21 protein-coding genes are annotated in these 23,598 nt (G+C 62.5%); 17 read left to right on the forward strand and 4 right to left on the reverse strand.

All coding sequences use genetic code 11. The annotated features are described in order from the left end of the window. The first annotated feature begins 3 nt into the window (after window positions 1-3). The 14 genes from E4Z66_RS08930 to E4Z66_RS08995 all read left to right on the forward strand — a co-directional run bounded on the left by E4Z66_RS08930 (window position 4) and on the right by E4Z66_RS08995 (window position 13,725). The gene (locus tag E4Z66_RS08930) at window positions 4-300 is read left to right on the forward strand and encodes a BMC domain-containing protein (RefSeq protein WP_136462651.1); all 297 of its coding nucleotides are present in this window, start codon (window positions 4-6) and stop codon (window positions 298-300) included. A gap of 95 nt (window positions 301-395) precedes the next feature. Beyond that, window positions 396-1,586 carry a hypothetical protein gene (locus tag E4Z66_RS08935; RefSeq protein WP_136462652.1) on the forward strand — a complete coding sequence of 397 codons (1,191 nt, stop codon included), beginning with the start codon at window positions 396-398 and terminating at the stop codon, window positions 1,584-1,586. Window position 1,587: 1 nt separating this feature from the next. After that, on the forward strand, window positions 1,588-2,967 hold the full coding sequence (locus E4Z66_RS08940; RefSeq protein WP_136462653.1) for an aldehyde dehydrogenase family protein: 1,380 nt from the start codon (window positions 1,588-1,590) through the stop codon (window positions 2,965-2,967). Between the two features lie 79 nt (window positions 2,968-3,046). Continuing rightward, window positions 3,047-3,670, forward strand: coding sequence for a BMC domain-containing protein (locus tag E4Z66_RS08945; protein WP_136462654.1), 624 nt, complete (start codon window positions 3,047-3,049; stop codon window positions 3,668-3,670). Beyond that, window positions 3,670-4,848 carry a malate dehydrogenase gene (locus tag E4Z66_RS08950; RefSeq protein ID WP_136462655.1) on the forward strand — a complete coding sequence of 393 codons (1,179 nt, stop codon included), beginning with the start codon at window positions 3,670-3,672 and terminating at the stop codon, window positions 4,846-4,848. Before E4Z66_RS08945 ends, E4Z66_RS08950 begins: the two co-directional genes overlap by 1 nt. Continuing rightward, window positions 4,845-5,249 (forward strand): Rid family hydrolase, encoded by a 405-nt coding sequence (locus tag E4Z66_RS08955; RefSeq protein WP_136462656.1) that lies wholly within the window; start codon window positions 4,845-4,847, stop codon window positions 5,247-5,249. Before E4Z66_RS08950 ends, E4Z66_RS08955 begins: the two co-directional genes overlap by 4 nt. 307 nt (window positions 5,250-5,556) lie before the next feature. Beyond that, entirely contained in the window at window positions 5,557-5,856 is a 300-nt protein-coding gene (locus tag E4Z66_RS08960) for a hypothetical protein (RefSeq protein ID WP_136462657.1), read from the forward strand. Between the two features lie 96 nt (window positions 5,857-5,952). Continuing rightward, the gene (locus E4Z66_RS08965) at window positions 5,953-6,309 is read left to right on the forward strand and encodes a hypothetical protein (protein ID WP_136462658.1); all 357 of its coding nucleotides are present in this window, start codon (window positions 5,953-5,955) and stop codon (window positions 6,307-6,309) included. A 179-nt stretch (window positions 6,310-6,488) separates the two neighbouring features. Beyond that, a complete protein-coding gene (locus E4Z66_RS08970; RefSeq protein ID WP_168797762.1) occupies window positions 6,489-7,766 on the forward strand; it encodes an ABC transporter substrate-binding protein in 1,278 nt (425 codons plus the stop codon). 54 nt (window positions 7,767-7,820) lie between these two features. Beyond that, the gene (locus E4Z66_RS08975; protein WP_136462660.1) at window positions 7,821-8,672 is read left to right on the forward strand and encodes a branched-chain amino acid ABC transporter permease; all 852 of its coding nucleotides are present in this window, start codon (window positions 7,821-7,823) and stop codon (window positions 8,670-8,672) included. Beyond that, window positions 8,673-9,617, forward strand: a complete 945-nt coding sequence (locus tag E4Z66_RS08980) for a branched-chain amino acid ABC transporter permease (RefSeq protein WP_136462661.1) — start codon at window positions 8,673-8,675, stop codon at window positions 9,615-9,617. Further along, on the forward strand, window positions 9,614-10,342 hold the full coding sequence (locus E4Z66_RS08985; protein ID WP_168797763.1) for an ABC transporter ATP-binding protein: 729 nt from the start codon (window positions 9,614-9,616) through the stop codon (window positions 10,340-10,342). The genes E4Z66_RS08980 and E4Z66_RS08985 overlap by 4 nt, the downstream gene beginning before the upstream one ends. A 74-nt stretch (window positions 10,343-10,416) precedes the next feature. After that, a complete protein-coding gene (locus tag E4Z66_RS08990; protein WP_136462663.1) occupies window positions 10,417-11,121 on the forward strand; it encodes an ABC transporter ATP-binding protein in 705 nt (234 codons plus the stop codon). A gap of 144 nt (window positions 11,122-11,265) precedes the next feature. Beyond that, window positions 11,266-13,725 carry an HWE histidine kinase domain-containing protein gene (locus E4Z66_RS08995; protein ID WP_136462664.1) on the forward strand — a complete coding sequence of 820 codons (2,460 nt, stop codon included), beginning with the start codon at window positions 11,266-11,268 and terminating at the stop codon, window positions 13,723-13,725. Between the two features lie 33 nt (window positions 13,726-13,758). On the opposite strand, the gene E4Z66_RS09000 is transcribed toward E4Z66_RS08995, so the two are convergent. Continuing rightward, on the reverse strand, window positions 13,759-16,731 hold the full coding sequence (locus E4Z66_RS09000; protein ID WP_246035938.1) for an ABC transporter transmembrane domain-containing protein: 2,973 nt from the start codon (window positions 16,729-16,731) through the stop codon (window positions 13,759-13,761). 236 nt (window positions 16,732-16,967) lie between these two features. Between E4Z66_RS09000 and E4Z66_RS09005 the strand changes: the two genes are divergently transcribed. Next, window positions 16,968-17,318 carry a DUF3307 domain-containing protein gene (locus E4Z66_RS09005; protein WP_246035940.1) on the forward strand — a complete coding sequence of 117 codons (351 nt, stop codon included), beginning with the start codon at window positions 16,968-16,970 and terminating at the stop codon, window positions 17,316-17,318. A 14-nt stretch (window positions 17,319-17,332) separates the two neighbouring features. Here the strand turns inward: E4Z66_RS09005 and E4Z66_RS09010 are convergent, their stop codons facing one another. The 3 genes from E4Z66_RS09010 to E4Z66_RS09020 form a co-directional block, all read right to left on the reverse strand. Beyond that, window positions 17,333-18,241 (reverse strand): ABC transporter permease, encoded by a 909-nt coding sequence (locus E4Z66_RS09010; protein ID WP_342773444.1) that lies wholly within the window; start codon window positions 18,239-18,241, stop codon window positions 17,333-17,335. Continuing rightward, window positions 18,238-19,215: an ABC transporter permease gene (locus tag E4Z66_RS09015; protein WP_246035942.1), complete on the reverse strand. Its 978-nt coding sequence runs from the start codon at window positions 19,213-19,215 to the stop codon at window positions 18,238-18,240. The genes E4Z66_RS09010 and E4Z66_RS09015 overlap by 4 nt, the downstream gene beginning before the upstream one ends. A 179-nt stretch (window positions 19,216-19,394) precedes the next feature. Next, window positions 19,395-20,948 carry an ABC transporter substrate-binding protein gene (locus E4Z66_RS09020; RefSeq protein WP_136462666.1) on the reverse strand — a complete coding sequence of 518 codons (1,554 nt, stop codon included), beginning with the start codon at window positions 20,946-20,948 and terminating at the stop codon, window positions 19,395-19,397. A gap of 96 nt (window positions 20,949-21,044) precedes the next feature. Here E4Z66_RS09020 and E4Z66_RS09025 point away from each other — a divergent pair, with 96 nt between their 5' ends. Then, entirely contained in the window at window positions 21,045-22,673 is a 1,629-nt protein-coding gene (locus tag E4Z66_RS09025; protein WP_136462667.1) for an amidohydrolase, read from the forward strand. Continuing rightward, window positions 22,670-23,548, forward strand: a complete 879-nt coding sequence (locus E4Z66_RS09030; protein ID WP_136462668.1) for a CobW family GTP-binding protein — start codon at window positions 22,670-22,672, stop codon at window positions 23,546-23,548. The genes E4Z66_RS09025 and E4Z66_RS09030 overlap by 4 nt, the downstream gene beginning before the upstream one ends. Window positions 23,549-23,598: the final 50 nt, after the last annotated feature.

The raw sequence follows: 23,598 nt of genomic DNA on the forward strand, positions 1-23,598 counted from the left end.
AACATGGCGAAACCGGCAGCAGGGCAGGCGGCCCTCGGGATGATCGAAACGCGCGGACTGGTCGCGTCGATTGAAGCCGCCGATGCGATGGTCAAGGCGGCCAGCGTGACGATCGTGACGCAGTACAAGGCAGGTGGCGGGCTGGTGGCCACGCTGGTTCGGGGCGAGGTTGGCGCCGTGAAGGCCGCGACCGATGCCGGGGCGACCGCGGCGAACAAGGTCGGTGAGGTCGTCTCCGTGCATGTGATCGCCCGCCCGCATGACGAGCTGGAGCTTTTGATCGAAGGGCTCGCAAGCTGAGGCAGGCAAGGGGGCCGGTTTTCGGCCCTGCGCAAGAATAACGCGAAGTTCTTGTCGCCGCCTGTACCACCGCAAGAGATTGGGAGGGGGCCCGGATGAGCAATCCCTTTGCTGAATTTGCCGATGCGGCGGCGCGCCCTTCGGGTGCACCATCCGTCGTGGCCGCGCCAGAATACACACGTGTTGCGGTTTTGGGTGGGGGCACGGATGCGCGGCTTTTCGCGGCGCTGTGTCTGAGCGCGGGCGCACAGGTCGCGCTGTTTTCGGCCTATGGGGCCGAGTTGGAGGCGCTGCGTGCCGGGTCAGGCATTACGCTGCGTGGGGCGGGTCCGGTCGGCACCTATCAGGTAGACCGCTCTGACGCCCCCGCGATCCGGCTGACGGCAGAACTGGATTCCGCCGTGCGCGAGGCCGAGGTGATCTTCCTGACCGGCCCGGTTCACAAGCAGCGTACCTACGCCATGGTGTTGGCGGATCATCTCGCCGACGGGCAGGTGTTGGTTCTGGCTCCGGGGCGCAGCCTTGGCGCGTTGGAAACCGCATGGCTGCTGCGAATTGGCGGCTGCCGGGCCGATGTCACCATCGTCGAAGCGCAGGGCGCGCCATATTGGATCGCGGCGGAAGGGACGGTTCTGACCCTGTCGGAATGCGCTCCGGTGGCCGCATCGGTGCTGCCGCGCGGGCGCGAGGCGGTTCTGACCGGGCTCGCGCGCTACTTGCCGAACCTGTCGCAGGTGGACTCTGTGCTGGCGTCCGGCTTTGCAGACGGCTCCGCCCTTGTCGAGTTTCCGGCGTTGCTGATGGGTGGGCCTGCGCTTCGCTCGGGCGCGATTGACGTGCCGATGGGCGCGCAGCCACTGGCCGAGAATGACACCTTCGCCCGCCTGATCGGGCCAGAGCAGCGCGATCTGACAGAGCGCATGGCCGATGAACGGCGCGCCGTCGCGGCGGCCTTCGGGGTGCGTGGTCTGCCCGATACGGATGCGTGGATCACCGCCCATGCCGGGGCGCTCAAAGGCGCGGGATTCCGGCCCGTTCCGCCGGCGGCAGAGGCCAAATCGCTGCTGCGCGACGGGGTTGTCGGCTCTCTCGTGCCGCTGGCATCGGCGGCAGAGCTTGCGCAGATCGACCTGCCGGTTACCCGCGCGATGATGACACTGGCGGGCGCCGTGCTGGGCGCGGATGTGGCATCGTCAGGGCGGCGGCTGGATACGATTGGGGTGCGGGTGTCTGACATGAGCGAAGCGCGGTCCGTCATGGACGCCATCGCGATGGGGGAGCGGTGACATGGATGCAGATCTGAAATCCATCGCCGCTGCACGGCGCTGCGCCGAGACCGCGTTTGAGGCCTATCGCCAGTTTCTGGGAACGGACCCGGCGCAAATCGACGCCATCGTTCAGGCCATGGCCGAGGCGATCGAACCCGAAGCCGCCCGGCTCGGCCGCATGGCGGTCGAGGAGACCGGCTATGGCAATGCGCAGGACAAGCGGGTCAAGGACCTGATGAATGCGCGCGGCACCGCGGAATGGCTGCGCGATGTGACGACGCTGGGAATGCTGTGGCGCGACGATGCCACCAAGATCGCCGCCTTTGGCGAACCGATGGGCGTTGTTGCGGCGTTGATCCCCGTCACGAACCCGTCTTCTACAGTGATCTTCAAGGTGCTGTCGGCGGTCAAGGCAGGCAATGCCATTGTCTGCGCCCCGCATCCGCGCGGGGTGAAGACGGGCAATGAGGTCGTGCGGATCATGGCCCGTGTTGCCGAGCAGATGGGCGCGCCAAAAGGGCTGATCCAGTGCCTCGATCATGTCACGGTCCAGGGTACGGCAGAGTTGATGAAGCATCGGCGGACCTCGGTCGTGATGGCCACAGGCGGGCCGGGCATGGTGCGTGCCGCCTATTCCTCGGGCAAGCCGACGCTGGCGGTCGGTGCGGGAAATGTGCCGTGCTATGTGCATCGGTCGATGGCGCAGGAACTGGACGAGGTGGCGGAGATGATCATCGCCTCCAAGAGTTTCGATTGGGGCACGGCGTGTGTGTCAGAACAGGCGGTGATCGCCGACCCCGAGATCGCGCGTGAACTTCGTGCGGAGCTTAAGCTGAAGGGGGGCTATTTCTGCACCGCGCCGGAAGCGGACCGGCTTGCAAAGGTGATATTCACCGGCAGCCAGGCGATGAACCCGGAGCGTGTCGGCCAAGCGCCGGAAGTTCTGGCAGAGCTTGCGGGTTTTTCCTTGCCGCCACGCACCAAGTGCCTGATCGCGGAAGAAACAGAGATCGGCTGGCATCGGCCCCTATCTGCGGAAAAGCTGAACCCTGTGCTGGCCTTCTACGAGGCGCGCGACAGTGCTCATGGCATCGCGTTGGCGCATGGGATCGCGACGTTCGAAGGCTGGGGGCATTCCGCGGTCATTCATGCGCATGATCCGCAAGTGGTGGCCGATTTCGCGCGGGTGCCGACGGGCCGGGTGCTGGTGAATGTGCCGGCCATTCACGGCGGGGCGGGCTATGCGACCGACCTGGAGCCGTCCTTCATGCTGGGGACAGGCACGTGGTCGGGTTCGATCACATCCGACAATGTCACTGCGCTGCATCTGATCAACATCAAACGTGTCGCCTATGGCAACCGGCCATGGCGCGACATCTACGAGGAATATGGTGCCTGAGGCCGGTGGAACGGCGCTGTTGGCCTTGCGGCCAAGGCGCCCCGCCCACCGTCCCCGGCCCCCAAGGTGAGGACCCGTCATGTCAGATATTACCATCCGTGCGCTTATGCAGATTGACAATCTCCAGCCGAAATTCGCGGCCTATAACGGCGCGACGGTTCAAGGGTCGATCCCGCTGTCCGGCGATACGGTCCTTATCGGCGAACTCGCCCCCGGGAATGGGGTCTTTGGGCTGATCGACCGGGCGCTGAAAGCATCGGCGGTGGAGGCGACAACCCAGATGGTGGAGCGCGAGTTCGGCTTTTTCATCCTGCGCTCGCCATCCAACGCGGAAGTGACCATGGCGCGCGAGGCGATCCTGGCGGAGCTTGGCGCCAGCCTGGGGGACCGGTTGAAGCCGTCGATCACCTCGACCCAGATCATCACCAGCGTCGAACCCTATCAGGCGCAGTTGCTCAACAAGTGGCGCAAGGGCTCTTTGCTGGTGCCGGGGCAGACATTGGGCGTTATCGAATGCGCGCCTGCGGCCTATATCTCGATTGCCGCGAACGAGGCCGAGAAGGCCGCTGAGATCGACATGGTCGAAATTCGTGCCGTGGGGCGGTTCGGACGGCTGTTCATCAGCGGGTCGGAAAATTCGGTCAAGACTGCCATTGATGCGGCGACCGCCGCGATCGAGGCCGTGGACGGGCGGGCAGAGTAATGGGGCGGGTCGTCGGCACGGAACTGATCGAAGACGCGCGGCAACGGGGCCGCGTCGTGTTCGAGTTGCTGCCCGGCGACATCGTGACGGAAATGGCGCGCGAAACCGCGGCACGGATTGGTATCCGGCTGGTGGACGGGCCGCTTGAGAAACCCGCGGCGCTGCGCACGGATGGGAACGCGGCGCTACGGCGCGCGCTGTATCGGCGTGGTGCGCGCTGGGTGGCCCCCGCTGCGACCACGCGGGCCAAGGCGCGGCGGTTCTCCAAGATTGCGCTGGTCGGTGCTGGCGGTGTCGGCGGGGCGGTCGCGCATCTGGCGGCAATGGCGGATATGGCGGATGAAATCGCGCTGATCGACATCGCACCGGGCCTTGCGGCGGCGACGGCACTGGATCTGAATCATGCGTCCGGCATCACCGGCGTGCGTGCGCGCTGCACGGGCGGCGAAGACCTGAGCCGTGTTGCGGGGGCAGAGGTGATCGTGGTCACCGCTGGTCGCGCGCGCGCACCCGGCATGACCCGTGCGGACCTGATCGGCGTGAACACCCGCGTGATCCAATCGGCGGCAGAGGTGATCCGAACCGCCGCGCCGCAGGCGGTGGTCATCGTCGTAACCAATCCGCTTGACGAAATGACCGTAGAAATGCTGCGCGCCACGGGCTTTGCCCGCGAACAGGTTCTTGGCATGGCGGGCACGCTGGATTCGTCGCGCTTTCGCAACGCTCTGGCACATGCCGCAGGCGTTTTTCCCGCCGACGTGCAGGCGATCACGCTGGGCAGCCACGGCGAAGAAATGGCCCCGATCACATCGCTCGCGCGGATCAAGGGCCGCCGGTTGGAGCGTTTCCTGACCCGCGATCAGATCGCGGGCTGCGTGTCGGATGCGGTGACCGGCGGCGGTCAGGTCGTGGCGTTGAAGAAACGCGGGTCTGCGACGATTGCGCCGGCCCATGCAAGCATCGAGGTGATGGACCATCTGCGCGGCGCACGCGTGGGAGCCGTGCCGGTTTCCGTCATGCTGGATGGCGAATATGGCATTCATGGTGTGGTGCTTGGGGTTCCGGCGCATCTTGGCGCAGGCGGGCTGATCGAGGTTGAAGAGCTGCGTTTGTCAGATGAAGAACGCGCGGCGCTACATCGCGCGGCCGAGGCAATCCGAGGGAGACTTGCGCCATGATCGTCAAACATTTTGCAGGCGGCCGCTTTGAAGAGGCCGGGTCCTATGCGCGGGCCAAACGGGTTGGGCCGTTTGTCTATGTCGCGGGAACCACGGCGATTGAACCATCGGGCAAGCTGCATGCGCCGGGCGATACCTATGCGCAAACGGTATATACGCTGAACCGTATCCACACCGCCTTGCGCGAGGTCGGGGCTGATATGCGTCACGTCATGCGGGTGCGGGCCTATCTGACGGACCTGTCCCAGGCAGGCGCGTTTATTCGCGCGCATGGCGAAGCGTTCAAGGGCATTGATCCGGTTCTGACCGGGGTTCAGGCCGGGCTGACCCAACCGGGGATGATGGTCGAAATCGATGTCGACGCCATCATCCATGACGCGGATGGGAAGATTGATTTCTGACCAGTGCGATGCGTTGCGAACCGCGCATGCCTGTGTGTTCAGAAAATTTCTGCTTCAAACAATTTTTTTTGCGACGGATATCGCTGCGGCCGCGTTAAACGCTGTGATTGCCTCTGGACCGGGCAGTCAGCAGGACGGGACATTCGCTGCAAGACCTGGAGCGTTTTTGCATTGCCAGCTTAGAATTCTGACCGGCCCCCTCGAGCAGCAGAATTCGCCACTCACGGAGCTTGCAATCCAGTTGCCTTGTTGCGGATGTCCCCCTGCAGTCCTTACGGAATGATCCTTACAGAATAATGGAAGTACCATGACACGGTTTACCACTTATGCCGCTCTTATCCTGATGGGCGGTTTGTCGTTGGTTTCAGGTGCAACACTGGCGCAACAGCGCCCACCAGAGCCGGATTTCGCCAAGGCCGCCGCCGCCCTTCATGTGTCTGAAAGCGCCCTGAGATCCTGCCTTGGGCCGCGCCCCGAACCCGGTCAGCGCCCTGAGCGCCCCGATGCGACGAAGGTTGCCGCCTGTCTGAGTGACGCGGGCCATGATGTCACGCGCAAGGATGCAGACGCGGCGTTGAAAACCATCGCGCCGCCGCCGCGCAAGTAAAGCAAAGCAAAGCTGCGAAAGGGTGGGTGACATGCTCTTTCCGGATTTGGCAGGCGCGGGAAAACCGGGCATAGTTCCTTTATCGGAGGAATGGCCATGTCGCTTGTCGTCAAAATCGTCAGCACGCCGCAGGGCGAGGCACCCGAATGGGTCCGGCAGGCTTGGGTCGGATTGCGGGTGCCTTGTCTTGAAGACGCCCCCGTGTCGATGCCCGCCGTGTCTGCCGTGAAAGGGCCGGGAACGGTTCTGGGGCAGGTGTTCTCGCTTCTTCGTGGCAAAACCGAACGCAAGCGCGGCTATCTGGTCAGCGCGCGCGACGTTGTGGGATTGCTTAGCCTGCACAATGAGGCCGCCGCGAAATGGTGGCTGGACAACGTGCCCAACGTGACCGACCCGCGCCAGCTGTTCCTGTTCGAAGCCAATTGCTGCCAACCGGTCGACGCCCGCGTCTGACCCAAACCAATGCGCGCGCGTTGCACTTCGCAGTGGCAGCTGCCGCCTTTCCCCGATTGAAACGGCCATTTTCATTGACTCACTCGGGTCTCTCCTCGAATGTATACAGTATACGATCCGGGAAACGGACGCGACGACCAGCCCCCAACGGGCCGGGATCAACAACGGGAGAGATTGGAATGACCTTACGCAAATTGCTGCTGAGCACTGCGCTGGTGGGGGTTGCCTCTGCTGCGTCAGCGGAAATCAAGGTGGGCTTCATCGGCTCGCTGTCGTCCGACACCGGGCTGTCGACCTTGCGCGGCGCGGAAATGGCGATCGAAGAGTTGAACGCAGCCGGCGGTGTGATGGGCGAGCAGATCGTGCTTGTGACCGCGGACACGCAAGAAGACGTGACCGAAGGCGTCAAAGCCTATGAATATCTGGCCGAAACGGAGGAAGTCGATTTCGTCATCTCCGGGTCAATCGACGATGTGAGCCTTGGTTGGCTGCCGCGTATGCAGGAATACCAGATACCGACGCTGGATACCTGGACCTCGTATATCGGGATCATCGATATGGTGGTCGAAGATCCGGAAGGCATGGCGCCGTATTTCATGAACATCGCCAGCGACGAGGCGCTTGCCACGCTCTACATCAATTTCGGTGCGGATGTGCTGAAGGCCAAGATGGGTTTCGAAAGCGTTGTGGTGCTGGCCGAAGACACCGCTTTTGGTGAGGCGATCACGGGTCTTGTGACCGAAGGTCTGGCCCCGGTCGCGGGGATCGAGGTGAAGGAGGTTATCACCTATGACATCGGGACGGTCGATTTCGCGCCGATCTTCTCGAAGGCGGAAAGCACGGGCGCGGATTTCATTTATCAGGTGAGTTCGGTCAACAGTCAGGTCATCTCTTCGCAATATGTGAAGCTTCAGGTGCCGATGGCGATGACCGGGGTCAATGTCTCTGCTTTGGGGCTGGAATATTGGGAAGACACCGGTGGCGCGGGGGGCGGGATTTCAACCCTGTCGCCGGTGCCATCGGTCGGCTTCGCGCTGGACCCGGTGAGCCAGAAATTCGTGGACGACTATCAGGCCAAGTATGACTCGCGGCCGAAAATGCCCCATTTCAACGGCTTCAATGCCTATTACGGTCTCAAGCAGGCCATGGCTGCGGCGGAAGAGGCTGGCGGGTTCAAGGACGTGGCGGCGTGGTCGTCGGCCATGCTCAAGCAGGATCTCAAGCTGGAAAAAGATGGCAAGCTCTGGCTGCGCTACGGCTTTTGGGATTACGACACGGTAGAGCCGGTGACCAACCGGACCTATCCGCATAACGCCCTGTTCGATCTGGAAGCGCCCTATGATTTTGCGCAACCCTCCATGGTGGTTATCCAGTGGCAGGAAGACGGCACGGTCGGCGTGGTCTATCCCTTCGAATATGCCAATTCAGAGTTCGTTTTGCCCAGCTGGGTGAAGTGACGGATCACAACGTAGGGTAGGCTTCAGCCTACCCTGCAGACAGGCACCTTTCACATGCTCCAAGTCCTGATACAGGGCCTCTTGCTCAGCGGCCTATATGCGCTGATCGCGGTTGGCTTCACGCTCGTTTTCTCTGTCGGGCGGGTGCTGAACCTTGCCTATGGGGCCTATCTGCTGATCGGCGGATATGCGTATTTCTACTTTGCCCAAAGCCTTGGTCTGCCAAAATTCGCCGGGGTTCTGCTGGCGGGGATATTGGGCTGCGTCATTGGGCTGGTGAAATATCGGCTGATCGTCAAGCCGCTGAAGGGCGATCAGGTCGCGATTGAGATTGCCACACTGATCCTTGCCGTCGTGCTGCAATCGGCGGTGATACTGGTGTTCGGGGACAGCTCCAAAATCCTGCTGCCTATCATTCCGGGGGTGGAGCGCGTCGCAGGCGCGGCGATCCCTTATTCGAACCTCTTCGCTGCGGTCGCGAGTTGGGTCATTCTGTTGGCCCTGTGGTGGTTCGTGAAGACGACCCATACGGGCCGTGCCATGCAGGCGGTGTCGATGGATGCCAAGGGCGCGGCGATCTCGGGCGTGGATGCGGACCGGATCAACATGATTACATGGGCCATTTCCGGCACGCTTGGCGCTGTGGCAGGTGTCTTCTTTGCCTCATACACGCAGCTTTATCCGGGGATGTGGGTGGCCCCGCTGATCATCGCGGTCGCTGTGGTGATCGTCGGCGGGATCGGCTCCATCATCGGCACGCTGATCGTCGCGCATATCGTCGGCTTTCTCGAAGTCATGACATCGGCCTTTATCGCGCCTGAGCTGCGCGGGGTCTTCACGATGATCCTGATCATCGGAATTCTGGTACTGCGGCCCAAGGGCCTGTTCGGGCGGGAGGAAATCTGAGTGGGCCTGCGTTGGTATCATTTCGCCCTGTGGGCTGCCTTCGCGGCGGGAATGTTCCTGCTGCCGGAAATCGTCCCGCGCGGCACGCTGCGCACCATCATCTTTGCGAACTTCCTCGCGATCTTCGCGATCTCTTGGGACACGCTTTCGGGCCGTACTGGCTATGTCAGTTTTGGCCATCCCTTCCTGATCGGAATCGGCGCCTACACCACGGCCATTCTAACCAAGCGCTTCGACGTTCCGGTTGAAATTTCCATCCCGCTCGCGGTGTTGATGACCATGGTCGGGGGCCTGATCGTGTTGCTGCCTGCCTTGCGTATCAAGGGCAGCTATTTCGCCTTGGTCACGCTGGCGATGATGGAGCTGATGTATCAGCTTGTGCAAGTGATCCGCCCCGATCTGACGGGCGGTACACGCGGTATGTCCGGCCTGCCGACGCTGACGCGCGGGGCGGTGAACGGGTTTTACATGTCGACCGCGCTGATGCTGTCCATCGCGTTTACCACATGGCTGCTGATGAAGACGCGGCTTGGGACGGCGCTTTCGGCAATCGGGATGAATGAAGAGGCCGTCGCCGGGTCCGGCCTGTCGGTCACGCGGCTGAAGCTGGTGGCGTTCACCGCATCCGCCTTCACCGCCGGGCTGGGAGGGGCGGTCTACGTCCATTACCTTGGCTCCATCGCACCGCGCGCGCTTTTCGACATCAACTTCGTCTTTACCATCATTGTGGCCGCCCTGATCGGCGGGGCGGGGACGACGATCGGGCCTATTCTGGGCGCGTTCTTCCTGACTTTTCTGCTGGAATATCTGCGGCCATGGCTGCCGGGGGCGGAACGTTATCTGATCTATGGCGGCGTCGCGCTGGTGCTGTACATGTACCAGCCGAAGGGGCTGATTTACCTGATGGGGCAAGCCGTACGGCGCGTTCGGAAGGGGGCGGCATGAGCGCACATCTGTCGATCCGAAATCTGATCAAACGCTTTGGCGGGTTGACCGCGACCAATGATTTCTCGCTTGAGATCACACCGGGCAGTTCCGTCGGGCTGATCGGGCCGAATGGTGCGGGCAAGACCACGATCTTCAGTCAGATCATGGGCGAGGTGCGTCAGGATTCCGGTCAGATTGCGCTGGATGGGCTGGAACTGACGCCGCTTGCCACCGCGCGCCGCATCCGTGCGGGCGTCAGCCGAACCTATCAGGTGCCGCGCCCCTTTGCGGAAATGTCGGTGGCGGAAAACATCCGCGTCGGCCTGATGCCCGACAATATCTGGTCGATGATCGCGCAGGGACCGGACCCGGACCGCGAATTGGAATTGGCGCTGTCCGTCGGCTTTACCAAGGACCAGTTGGAGAAGTTGCCATCAGAATTGTCGATGGGCGATTTGCGCAAGTTGGAAATGGCCCGGACCATGGCGACGGGGCCACGCATGATGTTGCTGGACGAGGTCTTTGCCGGCCTGACCGTGGGCGAGATCGCGATGATCTCCGGGTTGGTTCAGCAAATGCGGGCAGATGGCATGACCTTCTTGATCGTGAGCCATGATCTGAAGGCGTTGGAGCCGCTGATCGACCGGGCGGTGGCCATCAATCACGGCACGCTCATCGCGGATGGCCCTTATGATGAAGTCATGAACGATGCGGCGGTGCGCGCCTCTTATCTTGGAACGTGATCCGATGTGGGCGCCGCGCAGATGCGGAATTTCCGCGATGAGTGTTCGCGAAGCAAACAGGAGGCAGACCGCCCATGGCCCTGCTTGAGATCGACCAGCTTTCGGCGTTTTACGGTAAGGCGCAGGCGCTTTACGATGTGTCGTTGCAAGTTGAGGAAGGGTCGATCATCGGCGTGATCGGGGCCAATGGTGCGGGCAAGTCGACGCTGCTGGATTCGGTGATGGGGCTGACCAAGACCCAAGGTGACATCCGGCTGGAGTCCGCGTCGATCAGTGGCTGCAAACCCGGAGAAATCGTCCGGCGCGGCGTCGGTTATGCGCCCGAACGGTTCAACCTTTTTCCTTACATGAGCGTGCGCGACAACCTGTTGGTCGGCGCGTATACCGCCCGCGACGACATCGCGCGCAATCTGGACATGATCCACACCCTGTTCCCACGGCTGGAAGAACGTGAGGGGCAGGAGACTTCGACCCAGTCGGGGGGCGAGCGGCAGATGGTCAGCCTTGGGCGCGCATTGATGACCTCGCCACGGCTGCTCTTGGTGGATGAGCCGACGATTGGCCTTGCGCCGAAGGTCTGTCTGGAAATCGCAGATGTCCTGCGGCGATTGCAAGCGGAGTTCGGGCTGACCGTCGTCATCACGGAACAGAATGCCAACTTTGCGCTGACATTGGCCGAGCAGGTGCATGTCCTTGAAACGGGCCGCATTGTTGCCAGTGGAACACCGGCCGAATTGACCGATGATCCACGTCTTGCAGAGGCATATTTCGGGCACTAGCGGGTGCATAATTAACAGATCGTTAATAAACGCGATGGCATTAATGAACACATGACAGAAGATGCGGGGGGAGCCGGTTGCACGTGACACTGTGGCCGGTAGAAAACCCCCTGTTTGGGCCAAAATGGCTTGTGAGGTCTTGTGATGTGTTCGGAAGCAACTGCGCATCGGCGCGATCTGTTTGACGATACGTCGTCCCGTCAGATCTTCGGGGCGTCTTCCCAGTCCTATGCGACAGTTTTTGTGCTGTCTTCCGACTGGACCGTTCTGGGCGTTTCCGACAACACGTTCGACACCATCAAGGCAGAACCTGAATCGCTGCTTGGGCAGGATTTTTCCGATCTTCTGGATTCCGACAGTATGCATGACCTGCGCTCGCAGGTGCAGGTGTTGACGATCGACATGCCGGTTCTCTACCTGCGAAACTGTACGCTTCTGGGCCGGTCGGAGCGTATGGATGCGACAGTGACGTTGAGCGGCGGTCGGTTGGCGGTGGAGTTCGAGCCTGCCGCAGAGGCGTTCGAACCGGCACGCGATGCCATACAGTTGCAGCGATTGTTCCTGCGTATTGCGGCGCGCGGGGCGCTGCCCGAAGTGCTTCAGGAAGCTGCCCGGACGATCCGCGCCCTGACCGGTTTCGATCGCGTCAGCGTTCACCGCATTTTGCCGCTTGGGTTCGGCCCAGCGTTGGCCTGCGTCGCCTCTGCCCCGCTTCAGACGGAACCGGATGAGGCGGTCCTGCGCGCCTATGGTGTTCAATTCAGCCCCAACCTGCATGTTCTGGCCGACGCGGCGCAGCATTCCGCGCGGTCGGTCGTGACGCAAAGCGTGCCGGATGCGCTCAAGCCCTTCGATGCGCGGGCGCTTAGCTCGGCGGCGTCGGGTCCGCATCTGTGCGAAGCCTTGCAGCGCGGCGGCGTCGCGGCGGCGACCTCTGTGCCGATCCGTGTGCGCGGGGAACTTTGGGGTGTGATCCTGTGCCATCACATCCATCCACACGCCCCGCCGGTCAATCAACGCTCTGACCTGTCCGCTTTCGCCTTTCTTCTGGGGATGGAGATCGAACGATCCGGCCAGGTCGGCGGTACAGAACTGCGTACCCGGCTGCGCACTGTTCGCAAGCAGTTGCTGGAGCAGATGGACGAGACAAAGGCGCTTGGCCCGGCCGTTCTTGCATCGGTTGCTGATATCAAGGCAGCGCTGCCGCATGACGGTCTCGCCATCTGGGCGGATGGCGCATATCTGGGTACGGGCAGCGCATTGCCCAAAGTCGATTTCGAAGCTGCGTTCGAGCGGCTTTCGACGGTGGATGAAGACGAAATCGTCATCGCCGATACGCTGGGCGATATCGGCCTTCGTTCCAAGATCATGCGCTCTGACCGGACGTCGCTTCTGGCGATCCCGATCGGGACTGCGGCGCGCGCCATGGTGATCTTGACGCGCTCTCACAGCGGGGCGGAGCAAGTCGCAAGCGCATGGCGCCCGTGGGAAATCGAAGCGGCGCGGGGCCTTCAGGCGGCGTTGACGGGCGCCCGGATGAAGGCGATCGAAGCCACCGGCGTTTCCGGCAAACTGGCGCAGGAAAGACAGGGGCTGCTGATCGCGGAGTTGAACCACCGTGTCCGCAACAACCTGTCTTTGATCCAAGGTCTCGTGACGCAGACCAAACGCTCTGCCTGCACGGTGGAGCGTTACGCGCAGGTGCTGGAAAACCGGATTCAGGCGCTGGTGCAGGCCTATAACGATCTTACCGAAAAGGGCTGGGCTTGGCTTGGGGCTCAGGAAATGCTGGACCGGGCGGTGATAGCAGTCCCCGGAAGTGCGGCTGACACGACCGAGGTGATCGGCCAAGATTTCAAACTCTCGCCAAGCGCCTACGCGGTCATGTCCCTCGTCCTGCATGAGTTGCGCAGCAATGCGGTGAAATTCGGTGCGCTTAGCCGCCCAAGTGGAAGCGTCACGATCAGCACGAGCATGGCCGAGGATGGCTTTGGCGAAATCATCTGGACCGAGGCAGGCGGGCCATCGGTGGCTTATCCGATCAAACGCGGTTTCGGCTGCCAAGTGATCGAGGGCGCGGTGCGGCATGAGTTGCGCGGCACGTCCGAGTTGATGTTCGAAGCAGGCGGCATCATCGCGCGGTTCCGACTGCCGCCAGAGCATGTCCGGCGCACGCGCGATGTGCAAACCCCGCGGGATCGGAGCGGGGCTGGCCAGGACACAAGCGGCCTGCGCCCTGTCATCCAGATCGATGGCGTGGCGTTGAACCTTGAGGACAACTTGGTCATCTCCATGGAGTCGGACCACCTGCTGCGCGCCGCCGGGGCGACCAGCGTGCGCACCTGCAATTCCGTCGATGCGGCGTTCGAGGCGCTCGATAGCGGCGAGATCACCTTTGCCTTGCTGGATATCAACCTTGGCGGCGAAACGTCCTTGGCCGTGGCCGAGCAGATCTGGAATGACGGGATACCTGCGGCCCTCGCGACCGGTTACGGCGGGGACGAGGATTTGCTGGCCGAATATCCGCCTCTGCCGGTTCTGACAAAGCCGTTCACGCTGGCAGATATCCGTCAGGCTTTGCGGGTGTTTCGGGACAACGACTGACAGGGATGGGACTGACCAAGGCGGCGGGCAGGATCACGTTCTGACATAGCCCGCGACCACTTCCAGCAGCTTGAACGCGGTCGCCGCGTCGTTTTCCACGACGGCCATGAACTCCGCCACGCCCAAACGCAGGCATAAGATGTCGGTCCGGGCGCGCATGTCCAGCGCGCGGGTCTCGTTGCGGATCAGGCCAAGCTCGCCCACCAGCGTGCCGGGACCGACCGTGTCGATCAGCGACGGCGCGCCCTCGGCCCGTGGCAGCAGCAGATCGGCCTCACCTTCGACCATCATGAACGCGCCGCTGTCGGGGGCGTCGTTCTTGTGGAACACGTATTGGCCTGCCGGGGCGCGATACCATCTGGCACCAAACGCCAGAAGACGCAGTTGCTTGCGATCCAGCCCGGAAAACAGCTTCGAGGCTTCGAGGACACTGACCTTTTCCCCAAGTGTTGCGGTTTCGGCGGCGTCCACTCGCGTCTGTTGCTGTGTGCCATCACCCACCAGACGCCCTTGTTCGATCTGAAGCTCCATGCCGTAGTCGATATTGGCTTCCAATTCCTTGGCCACGTGCAGGATCGTCGCATCCGGCAGCTCGCGGCGCAGCGTGTCGATCATCGCAACCCGTGTGGCGGAATCGAAGCTGGCCATGGGCGAGTCGAGCACTAGGATATCGGGCCGTTTGATCGCGGCGCGGCTGACAGCAAGGGGTTCAGAGAACGTGGCGGGCAGATTGCTGCCCCCGATCGAAATGGGCACTTCGAATACCAGTTGCAGCACGTCTGTCGCGATCTCGTTCTGGCGCAGCAATTCGGCAATGGCCTGATGGATATCCTCGCCGCGCGGCCCGGCATCTTCGGACACTTTGCCGAAGATCACGTTCTCCAGCACGGTGCCGCCGCGCAGGGGCGCCGCCAGTTCGATGGGGGCGAAAAGATCGCTCATCCGGGATCGCAGGGCGTCACCGTGGCGGCTGCGAATGTCCAGAACCCGGCGGCGGATGCGATCAGGGAAGGCAGGGCCAACCTGTTCGGCCGTCAGAGAGGACGCCACGCTAAGCAGCAGCGCGCGGGCTTCGGGGTTGCGGGCTTTGCCGTGCCGCATGTCATCCACCGCGCGCAGGGCACGCTCATACAAGACGGGCTCCAGCCCCGTTTTCTGGAACAGCGGGTGGTCGGTGCCGGTCGTCCCGAAAATCTGCCGCAACTCTTCCATGATCGCCTGCGCCAGTTCCTCCAGGTCGTCGACCAGCCCCAGTTCGCGGAACAGATCGACATATTCGGGGCGCTCGGACAGCATATCGACCGGCAGCGGCTGGCGCGGCGTGGCGAAAAGCAGGTTCTGCACCACGGGCAGGGCGGGGCAGTACCGGTCGGGGTCGAACCGATGCACATATTGGTCCAGCCCCTTGCGGCGCAACAAACGTTCCGCCGTGGGCCGCAGGTCGATCAGAAGCGCCGCCAACGCCTCGTGGGTTTCCGAGTCCAGCGTCTGGTCCAGCGCGCGGCGCAGCATCGCGCCCGATCCGCCGATCCGTTCGATCAGCCGGCACCACGTGTTGCGCAGGCGCCGTTCGTCGGCAGGGGCAGGGCCGGACCACGCGGCGGTCCAGACACCGGGCAGCGGATCAAGACTGTTGCCCGCGCGCAGGGCTTCGCGGTGCGCAGCGCCGTCGGGCGCGCCATCGATGTTGGCGGGTTTGAAGCGGACGGGCATGAACACGTTGTCGCCAAAACTGCCCTGAAACATCACGGGCCGCGCATTGGCATGGCCGATCCGCGCGGCGATGGTGATCTGGTGCAGCGCGGCAAGATCATGTTCGCCCACCCGCACCGTGCCCGCAGAAGGCAGCATCTCGCGGGTCAGCAATTCGGACAGGGCGCGGCGGTCTTCATCGCGCGGCGCGGCGATGCCGATCAGCGCGCCGCCGGGCAGAGTCACGTCAAGGTTTTCCAACACGCGGTTGCCGTCTTCGTCCCGCACGCTTACCCGGTTCAGCCGGATATCGCCGGTCAGGGGCGGGATCGTTTCGGGCATCTGGGTCATCAGTGCGTCATCGATCATGCCGGGCGGGGCAAAGCGTTCGTTGATCGTCTCCCAGCGCACGGTCATCTCAGAGGTCTGGTTGTAGAAGGTCAGCAGCTCTTTCCACGGGGCGGAAAGATCCTTGTAGGCCGCAATCGCCGCCACCAGCGCACCGATCGACACATCGCCCCGGATCACCAGATAGCCACCGATGCTGTAGAAGAAAAACGGCGTAAGCTGGGTGATGAAGTTGTTGAGAAACTTCATGAAGAACTTGCGGCGGTAGATTTCGAACCGGATGTCGAACAGCCGTCCAAGCCGGTCCGTGATCATCGCCAAACGGTAGCGCCAGCCTGCATTGACCCGCAACGTCCCGGCCCCGGTCGCGCCTTCGCCGATCTCTCCGGCAAGGGCGCGCACTTCGATCACGCGCTTGCGGTTGAGCCGGTTGATCTGTCGTTGCAGGCGCGGGATCAGCCAGGCTTGCAGCGGGATCAGCGCGCAGGCCGCCACGCCAAAGGCAAAGGACTGCGCAAAGAGAAAGCCGAGGATCGTCAGCATCTGCCCGGCCTGCAACACCGGCTGTGCCAGCGCATCCCCCATCAACCCGCCCATGGGTTCGCTTTCGGCAGTGATCATGGAGACCAGTTCGCCTTGGCTGGTGCGTTCGAAATAAGGTTGGGGAAAGCGCAGCATCCGCGCGATCAGGCTGTACCGGAAGCGGCGAAGCAGACGTTCTGCCAGAACACCCTTCATGGTGTTGATCCGCATTTTCAGCAGGCCATAGCCCATCACCGCCAGCAGAAAGATACCGCAAAGAAGCCACAGATACTGGACCTGTCCCAACGGCACGCCAAGGATGTCGACAGGAAACACCACCGTCTCGCTTGACGGGTCTTCGCCGATCGCGTCGTTGATAATGCGCTTGGGCAATTCCAGCGTCAGGTAGAGCAGCGGGAACAGCAACAGCGTGACCAGCAGCAAAACAAGCTGATCGCGTTTGGAATATTTCCAAATGAAACTGAACAGGGACCGTTCGATCCTTGGTTCCTCTTTGCTTTGAATTCCCCTTGTCTGGACAAACGGCTCCGGCCAGACTGACTCCTAATACTCAAAGCCTAGCAGGCCCCCTGCATGGATCAATTCATTTCGTTTTTCAGACTCCCCGCTTGAGAGCCGAGAGGAGCGGCATATTGGATATAAACACTGCGCTCGTTTTGATGGCGCTTCTTCAAACCAAACACATGGTTGCCGATTTTTACCTGCAAACGCCAAGGATGCTGGCGGATCGCAGGTTGTATATTCACCGTGGCCGGGCGCTGCATTGCCTGATCCATGCCGCAGGCAGCGCTTTGGCCTGTTTGCTGGTGGGGCTACCGTTCATCCTGCTTTGCGCTGTCGCGTCGTTGGACTGGGCGCTGCATTATCACATCGATTTCGGCAAGGGGCTTTGGTCGGCACGCGCCGGCGACACGCCCGATGATGCCAGCTATTGGCGCGCGTTCGGCGCGGATCAATTGCTGCACCAGTTGACCTATGTGGCGCTGGTCTGGGGCGCGGCGCAGTTCTAGCGGCGGCGCTGGGTTCAGCGCTTGCGCAGCTTGGGATTGAACGCGTCGTTCAGCCCGTCCCCGATCAGCGAGACCGACAAGACGGTGAAGAAGATCGCAAGCCCAGGCAGGGTCACGGGCCACCAAGCGTCCAGAATATATTCCCGGTTCGCACCGATCATCAGCCCCCAGCTCATCACGTTCGGATCGCCAAGGCCCAGAAAGGACAGGCCCGCCTCGAACAGGATCGCGACGCCGACCGTCAGCGTGGCCGATACGATCAGGGGCGGCGCGGCATTGGGCAGGATCACGCGCCACATGATGCGCCAGTTGCGGGTGCCGATCGCGCGCGAGGCGGTGACATATTCAAGCTCGCGGATCTTGAGGAACTCCGCGCGGGTCAGGCGGGCGGTTTGCGGCCAGCTGACCACACCAATCGCCAAGGCGATCACGAAAAGCGACGGGGTGAACAATGTGACCAGAACCATTGCGAAAAGCAGGGCGGGAAGCACCTGAAAGAACTCGGTCACGCGCATCAGAAGGTTGTCAATCCAGCCTCCGAAATAGCCGGCAAGCGCGCCAACCAGAAGCCCGATCACCATTGTGATCGCCGCGGCCGCCGCGCCCACCGCCAAAGTGGGGCCGCCCCCGGTCAGAAGCCCGGCGACGAGGTCGCGGCCCAGATAATCGGTGCCAAGCGGGAATTCCGGTGTCACGCCGGGCGGCTCATGCGGGGCCCAGACGATGTCATAGGCATCGCCGGTATAGATGAAGCTGCCGTAAAGCGTGACCCCGAGGATGGTGAGCAATATGATCAGACCGGCCATTGCGGGGATGTTCGAACGGAACATGTCCCACGCCTCCCGCCCGGGAGAGCGGATGGTGATCTGGCTCATATCGACCGGATCGTTCAGCGCGGCATAGGGGTCGGGCTCGATTGTCATGTCTCATCCTTCAGGCGCGGGTCCGCGAGGCGGTAACTGAAATCGGTCAGGATATTGGCGATGACCACCATCAGCGATGCGAAGAACAGCACGCCCAGAATGGTCGGGTAATCACGCCGCAAAATGGAATCGAAAGCCAGCCGCCCCATGCCGGGCCAGTTGAACACCGTTTCCACCAGCAGGGCGCCGGAAATCAGGTTGCCGAATTGCAGACCGGCCACTGTCAGGATCGGCAAAAGCGCATTGCGCAGCGCGTGGGAGAACAGGATTTTCCGTTCGCCAATGCCCTTGGCGCGGGCGGTGCGGATATAGTCGGCAGACATCGCGTCCAGCATGGAGGCGCGGGTCAGCCGCGCGTATTGGGCAAGGTAGATGATCGCCAGGGTAAAGGCGGGCAGGACAAGGTGATGGGCGATGTCCAGAACGCGGGTGAAAAGCGGCGCGTCGCGCAGCCTGATCGATTGCATCCCCTCGACCGGAAAGATCGGAAAGGCAGAGGCAAAGAGGATGATCAGTATGATCCCGGTCCAGAACACGGGCACCGCGTAGCCGATCGTGGCAAAGATCGACACGAAGGCAGAGAGCGGGCCGCGCGGATTGCGCGCCGCGATCACGCCCAGAAAGACGCCGATCACGATGGACAGAAGCTGCGCTGACAGCACCAACAGAATGGTCGGCCCGATGCGCTGTGCGATCAACTGACTGACCGGCAGGTTGAAGAAAAAGCTTTCTCCCATGTCGAAGCGCGCCATGCCGGACACATAGATCCACAGCTGCGTCAGAACCGGCTTGTTCAGCCCGTATTCCTCGCGGATGGAAGCCAGCATCTCTTCGGTGGCGCCGCCCATCTCTCCGGCGATGACGACGGCGGGATCGCCGGGGGCCAGACGGATCAGCAGGAAGTTCAGGACGATCACGCCCAGCATCAGCAGAAGACCATAGCCGATACGGCGCAGCAGATAGGCGGAATTCACAAGCAGCAGCCTTTCTTGTCAGCCGCCGTTATCGGGCGGTGTCGGGGATGCAAGGCGATGCGGGCAGGAGCGTTTGGGGGCAATGGGAGCCTGTCAGGTCAAGTCGGGCATGGCCCCGGCGTGGTGGGGCAATGCGGTCAAAGGGAAGGGCGCCGCCGAAGCAGCGCCCAGGAAGTCGGTCACTCGGACCATTCCACCATGTCCATCGGGTGCATTGCGCCCCAGATGCCCTGCGGCGGGTTCAGCAGTTTCTTGTTATAGGCGGTGTGGTAGGGCAGTGAGTTGATCCAGTAGACCGGCAGGTCGGTGGCCACCACTTGCTGGAACTCGCCATAGAGCGCCTTGCGCTTTTCCGTGTCCAGTTCGACCGCCGCTTGGTTCAGCAGGCTGTCGACCTTGTCATTGGCGTATTGCTGGGTGTTCGACCAGATGACGCCCTGGCGGATATTGTCGCTAAGATAGGTGCGGTGAACGCCGATTACCGGATCGCCCCAGTTGAACACCACGTCCATCGACATCTCGAAGTCATGCCCGCCGACGCGGCCGGCCCATGTCGGGAAGTCCGGCGCGGCGCGCACGGTCACGTTGATGCCGATCTTCTTGAGTTGCGATTTGAGGTATTCCGCGACCGATTGCTGCTGCTCCTTCGGGCCGGGGATATAGTCGACGGTCAGGTCCATGCCATCACCAAAACCGGCCTCTTCCATCAACGCCTTCGCCTTGTCGAGATCCACGTCATAGGCCGGGATCGTTTCGTCGAAGAAGGGAGAGCTTTCGATGATCGGGCCGCGCTGCGGGCTTGATACGCCGCGATGCAGGGCCTTGGTGATGAAGTCGCGGTCCACCGCATAGGCAATCGCCTGTCGCACGCGCACATCGCTCAGCTTTGGCGAGGCGGTGTTGAAGGCCAGCCAGTTGATCGCGCCAACCGCGGCATAGCCTTCGGTTGTGATGGCCAGATCGTCATCCTTTTCCAGACGCCGGATTTCCTGACTGCCCGCCATGAACGGGTACATATCCGCGTCGCCGTTTTCCATCGCGATCAGCAGCGCAGACGGATCACCGACGATGCGGAAGACGATCTCATCCAGCTTGGGCCGGCCTTCGATAAAGAAGTTCGGGTTCTTCTTCAGCACGATGGCTTCGCCGGGCGTGAACTCTTCCAGCATGAACGGGCCGGAGCCGACAGGCGCGGAATTGGCTGGGTGCGATTTGGGGTCCTGGCCGTCGCCGAACACGTGCTTGGGCAGAACCGGGGCCAGCGCCGGGGACAGGGCCAGCAACAGCGCCGGGTGCGGTTTCGACAGATTGATGACGACCGTTTGCGTATCGGGCGTGTCGATGCTTTCGACCGGTTCGAACATGGATTTGAACGGGTGGTGTTCCTTGGTGTTCAGGATCGAGAACGCGACATCCTCCGCCTCAATCGGTTCGCCGTCATGGAAGGTCGCGCCGCTCACCAGATTAAGTGTGACGGTCAGGCCATCGGCGCTCGTCTCCCAGCTTTCGGCGAGATAGGGCTGCGGCTCCCAGTTTTCGTCATAGCGCAGGGGCGAGGCGAAGATTTGAGTCGACGGGACAGCCGTCGCGATGCCCGACTGGACCGAGCCGTTCAGGTGGCGCGGCGTCTGCGTGGTCGCGATAACCAGCGTGCCGCCTTCAGCGAATGCCTGTCCGGCAAGCGTTGTCGATGCCAGAAGGGCAGCGGCTGTTATCTGTTTGAGAAATGTCATTTTTAGGCTCCCGGTTTTATTCATTTTCGGTCACGGTAGGAGGCAACAGCGTCGCTGGAAAGGTTTTTCTGGGCGCGCAGCTATGAGGTGAGAGGCATGTCCGGAATTACTGTATACAGTGCACAGAAGATCATCACGATGGATCCGCAGCGACCCGAAGCGTCGCATGTGGCGGTGCAAGAAGGGCGGATTCTTGCGGTCGGCGGGGCCGATTGCGCCGATCAATGGGGCGATGTGGTCCATGATGACCGGTTCGCCGGGGCCGTGCTTATGCCGGGCCTGATCGAAGGGCACGCACATATGATGGCGGGCGCGATGTGGCGCTATGCCTATGTCGGCTATCACGACCGGATCGACCCGGATGGCAAGCTGTGGCCGGGCCTGACCGACATTGATGCCATCATCGACGCGCTGACCGAGTTCCAGTCGGGTCTGGCGCCGGACGCGCCGCTGGTGGGCTGGGGGCTTGACCCGATCTTCCTGTCCTCTGAACGGCTGTCGCGCGCGCATCTCGACCGGATCAGCCCGGACCGGCCCATTGCGATCATGTTCTCCAACTTCCACCTGATGTGCGTGAACTCCAAGGCGCTGGAACTGGCGGGCTATAGCCGCGAGACGAACGCGGAAGGTGTGGTCAAAGGCCCGGACGGGTTGCCCACGGGCGAGCTTCAGGAAATGGCGGCGATGTTCCCGGTGATGCGCCGCCTTGCGGTTGATTTCCGCGGGCTCAGCCAGTCGGAGGACAGCATCCGTACCTATGGCGAGGTCTGCAAGCGCGCCGGGGTGACGACGGTGACGGACCTTTATTCCAGCCTTGAGGATGAAGACCTCGCAACCATGCTGCGGGTCACATCGGATGACGGCTACCCGGTGCGAATCGTACCGGCGCTGGGAACGGCGGGGGCCGATCCGGCGCAGATGGCAGAGCGCGCGATACGCCTGCGCGAGCAATCTACCGATAAGCTGCGGCTGGGCGCGGTGAAGCTGATGACCGACGGCTCCATCCAGGGGTGGACGGCGCGGGTGCGCTGGCCCGGTTATGTCGGCGGGCAGCCCAATGGCATCTGGAACACCTCGCCGGAGCAGATCTTTGCGCTGACAGAAGTGTTCCAGGGCGCGGGCGTGCAGATGCACATCCATGTCAATGGCGACGAAGCGGCGGAAGTCTCTCTCAACGCGTTGGAGGCGGCGGCGCAAAAGCACCCCTGGCCCGGCGCACGTCATGTGCTGCAACATTGCCAGATGATGGATGGCGGCTTGTATCGCAAGGCGGCCGATCTGGGGGTCTGCTGCAATATCTTCTCCAACCATATCTGGTATTTCGGCGACCAGCACGCGGCGCTCACCATCGGCGAAGGCCGGGCAGAGCGGATGGACGCGGTGCGCACTGCGATGGATGAGGGCGTCCGGGTGGCGATCCATTCGGATGCGCCGGTGACGCCGCTGGGGCCGCTTTTTACCGCGTGGTGTGCGGTGAACCGCCAGACCATGACGGGGCGCGTCTTGGGCGCGGAAGAATGTATCTCTGTCCACGAGGCGCTCTACGCGATCACGATGGGCGCGGCCTATACCCTGCGGCTCGACACTGAAATTGGGTCGATCGAACCGGGCAAGATCGCGGATTTCGCGGTGCTTGGCGATGACCCGACCCACGTTGCGCCGGTTGCACTGAAAGACGTGCCGGTGCTGGGAACCGTATCAAGCGGCACGGTGCATCTGCTGTGACGGGGCAGGCGCAGCTGCCACTGACGGTGATCGGCGGCTATCTGGGGGCGGGCAAGACGAGCCTGATCAACGAGCTGCTCAGCGGCGATCATGGTCGGCGGCTCATGGTGATGGTCAATGATTTCGGCGCGGTGAATATCGATGCTGCGCTGTTATCCTCTGTCTCTGGCGATACGATGGAACTGACCAATGGCTGTGTCTGCTGCACGATGGGCGCAGATCTGTTCATGGCCGTCGGGGATGTGCTGGACCGCGCGGATCGGCCCGACCATTTGATCATCGAGGCAAGCGGCATTGCCGATCCGGCCAAGATCGCAGGCGTCGCGCGCACAGAGCCAGAGCTGACCTATGCCGGGATCGTCACGGTGGTGGACGGGCTGCATTTTACCGACCTTCTTGAGGACGCGCAGATCGCCCCGCAACTTGAATCGCAGGTGGCGGTGGCGGATCTGGTGTATCTGTCGAAGGCTATGGGCGCAGAGGTGCAAGACAGGCTCACGGCACTGGGGGCGCCGACGGTGCTGACGAACCGGGCCGACGTTGCGCCGCTGATCTGGAGCCTGAGCGGGGATGCCCCCGAAACCGATGGGCGGCACGCGCATTTCACCAAATGGGTGCATCAAGGCACCGCCGGTTTCACCCGTGCAGAGCTGGAACAAAAGCTCGCCGCGCGCCCTGCCGGTCTGTACCGGCTCAAGGGGTTCGTGCGCGGCGGCTGGGAGGTGCAGATCGTCGGCAAAACCGTCGATATCCGCGCCCGCGACGGGGTGGAGGCGACGACACTCGTCGGGATCGGGCCAGAAGGGCATGTCACCACGCCAGATATAGACGCATGGTGGGCCGCGCCTTTGATGGCGGTGCCGGACGCGTGCTGAGGGTCGGGCCCCTGCGCGCAGTGTTCCGGCGGTAGTTCGCCGACCCAAGC

The organism is Aliishimia ponticola (assembly GCF_004803475.1).
Lineage (GTDB): Bacteria > Pseudomonadota > Alphaproteobacteria > Rhodobacterales > Rhodobacteraceae > Aliishimia > Aliishimia ponticola.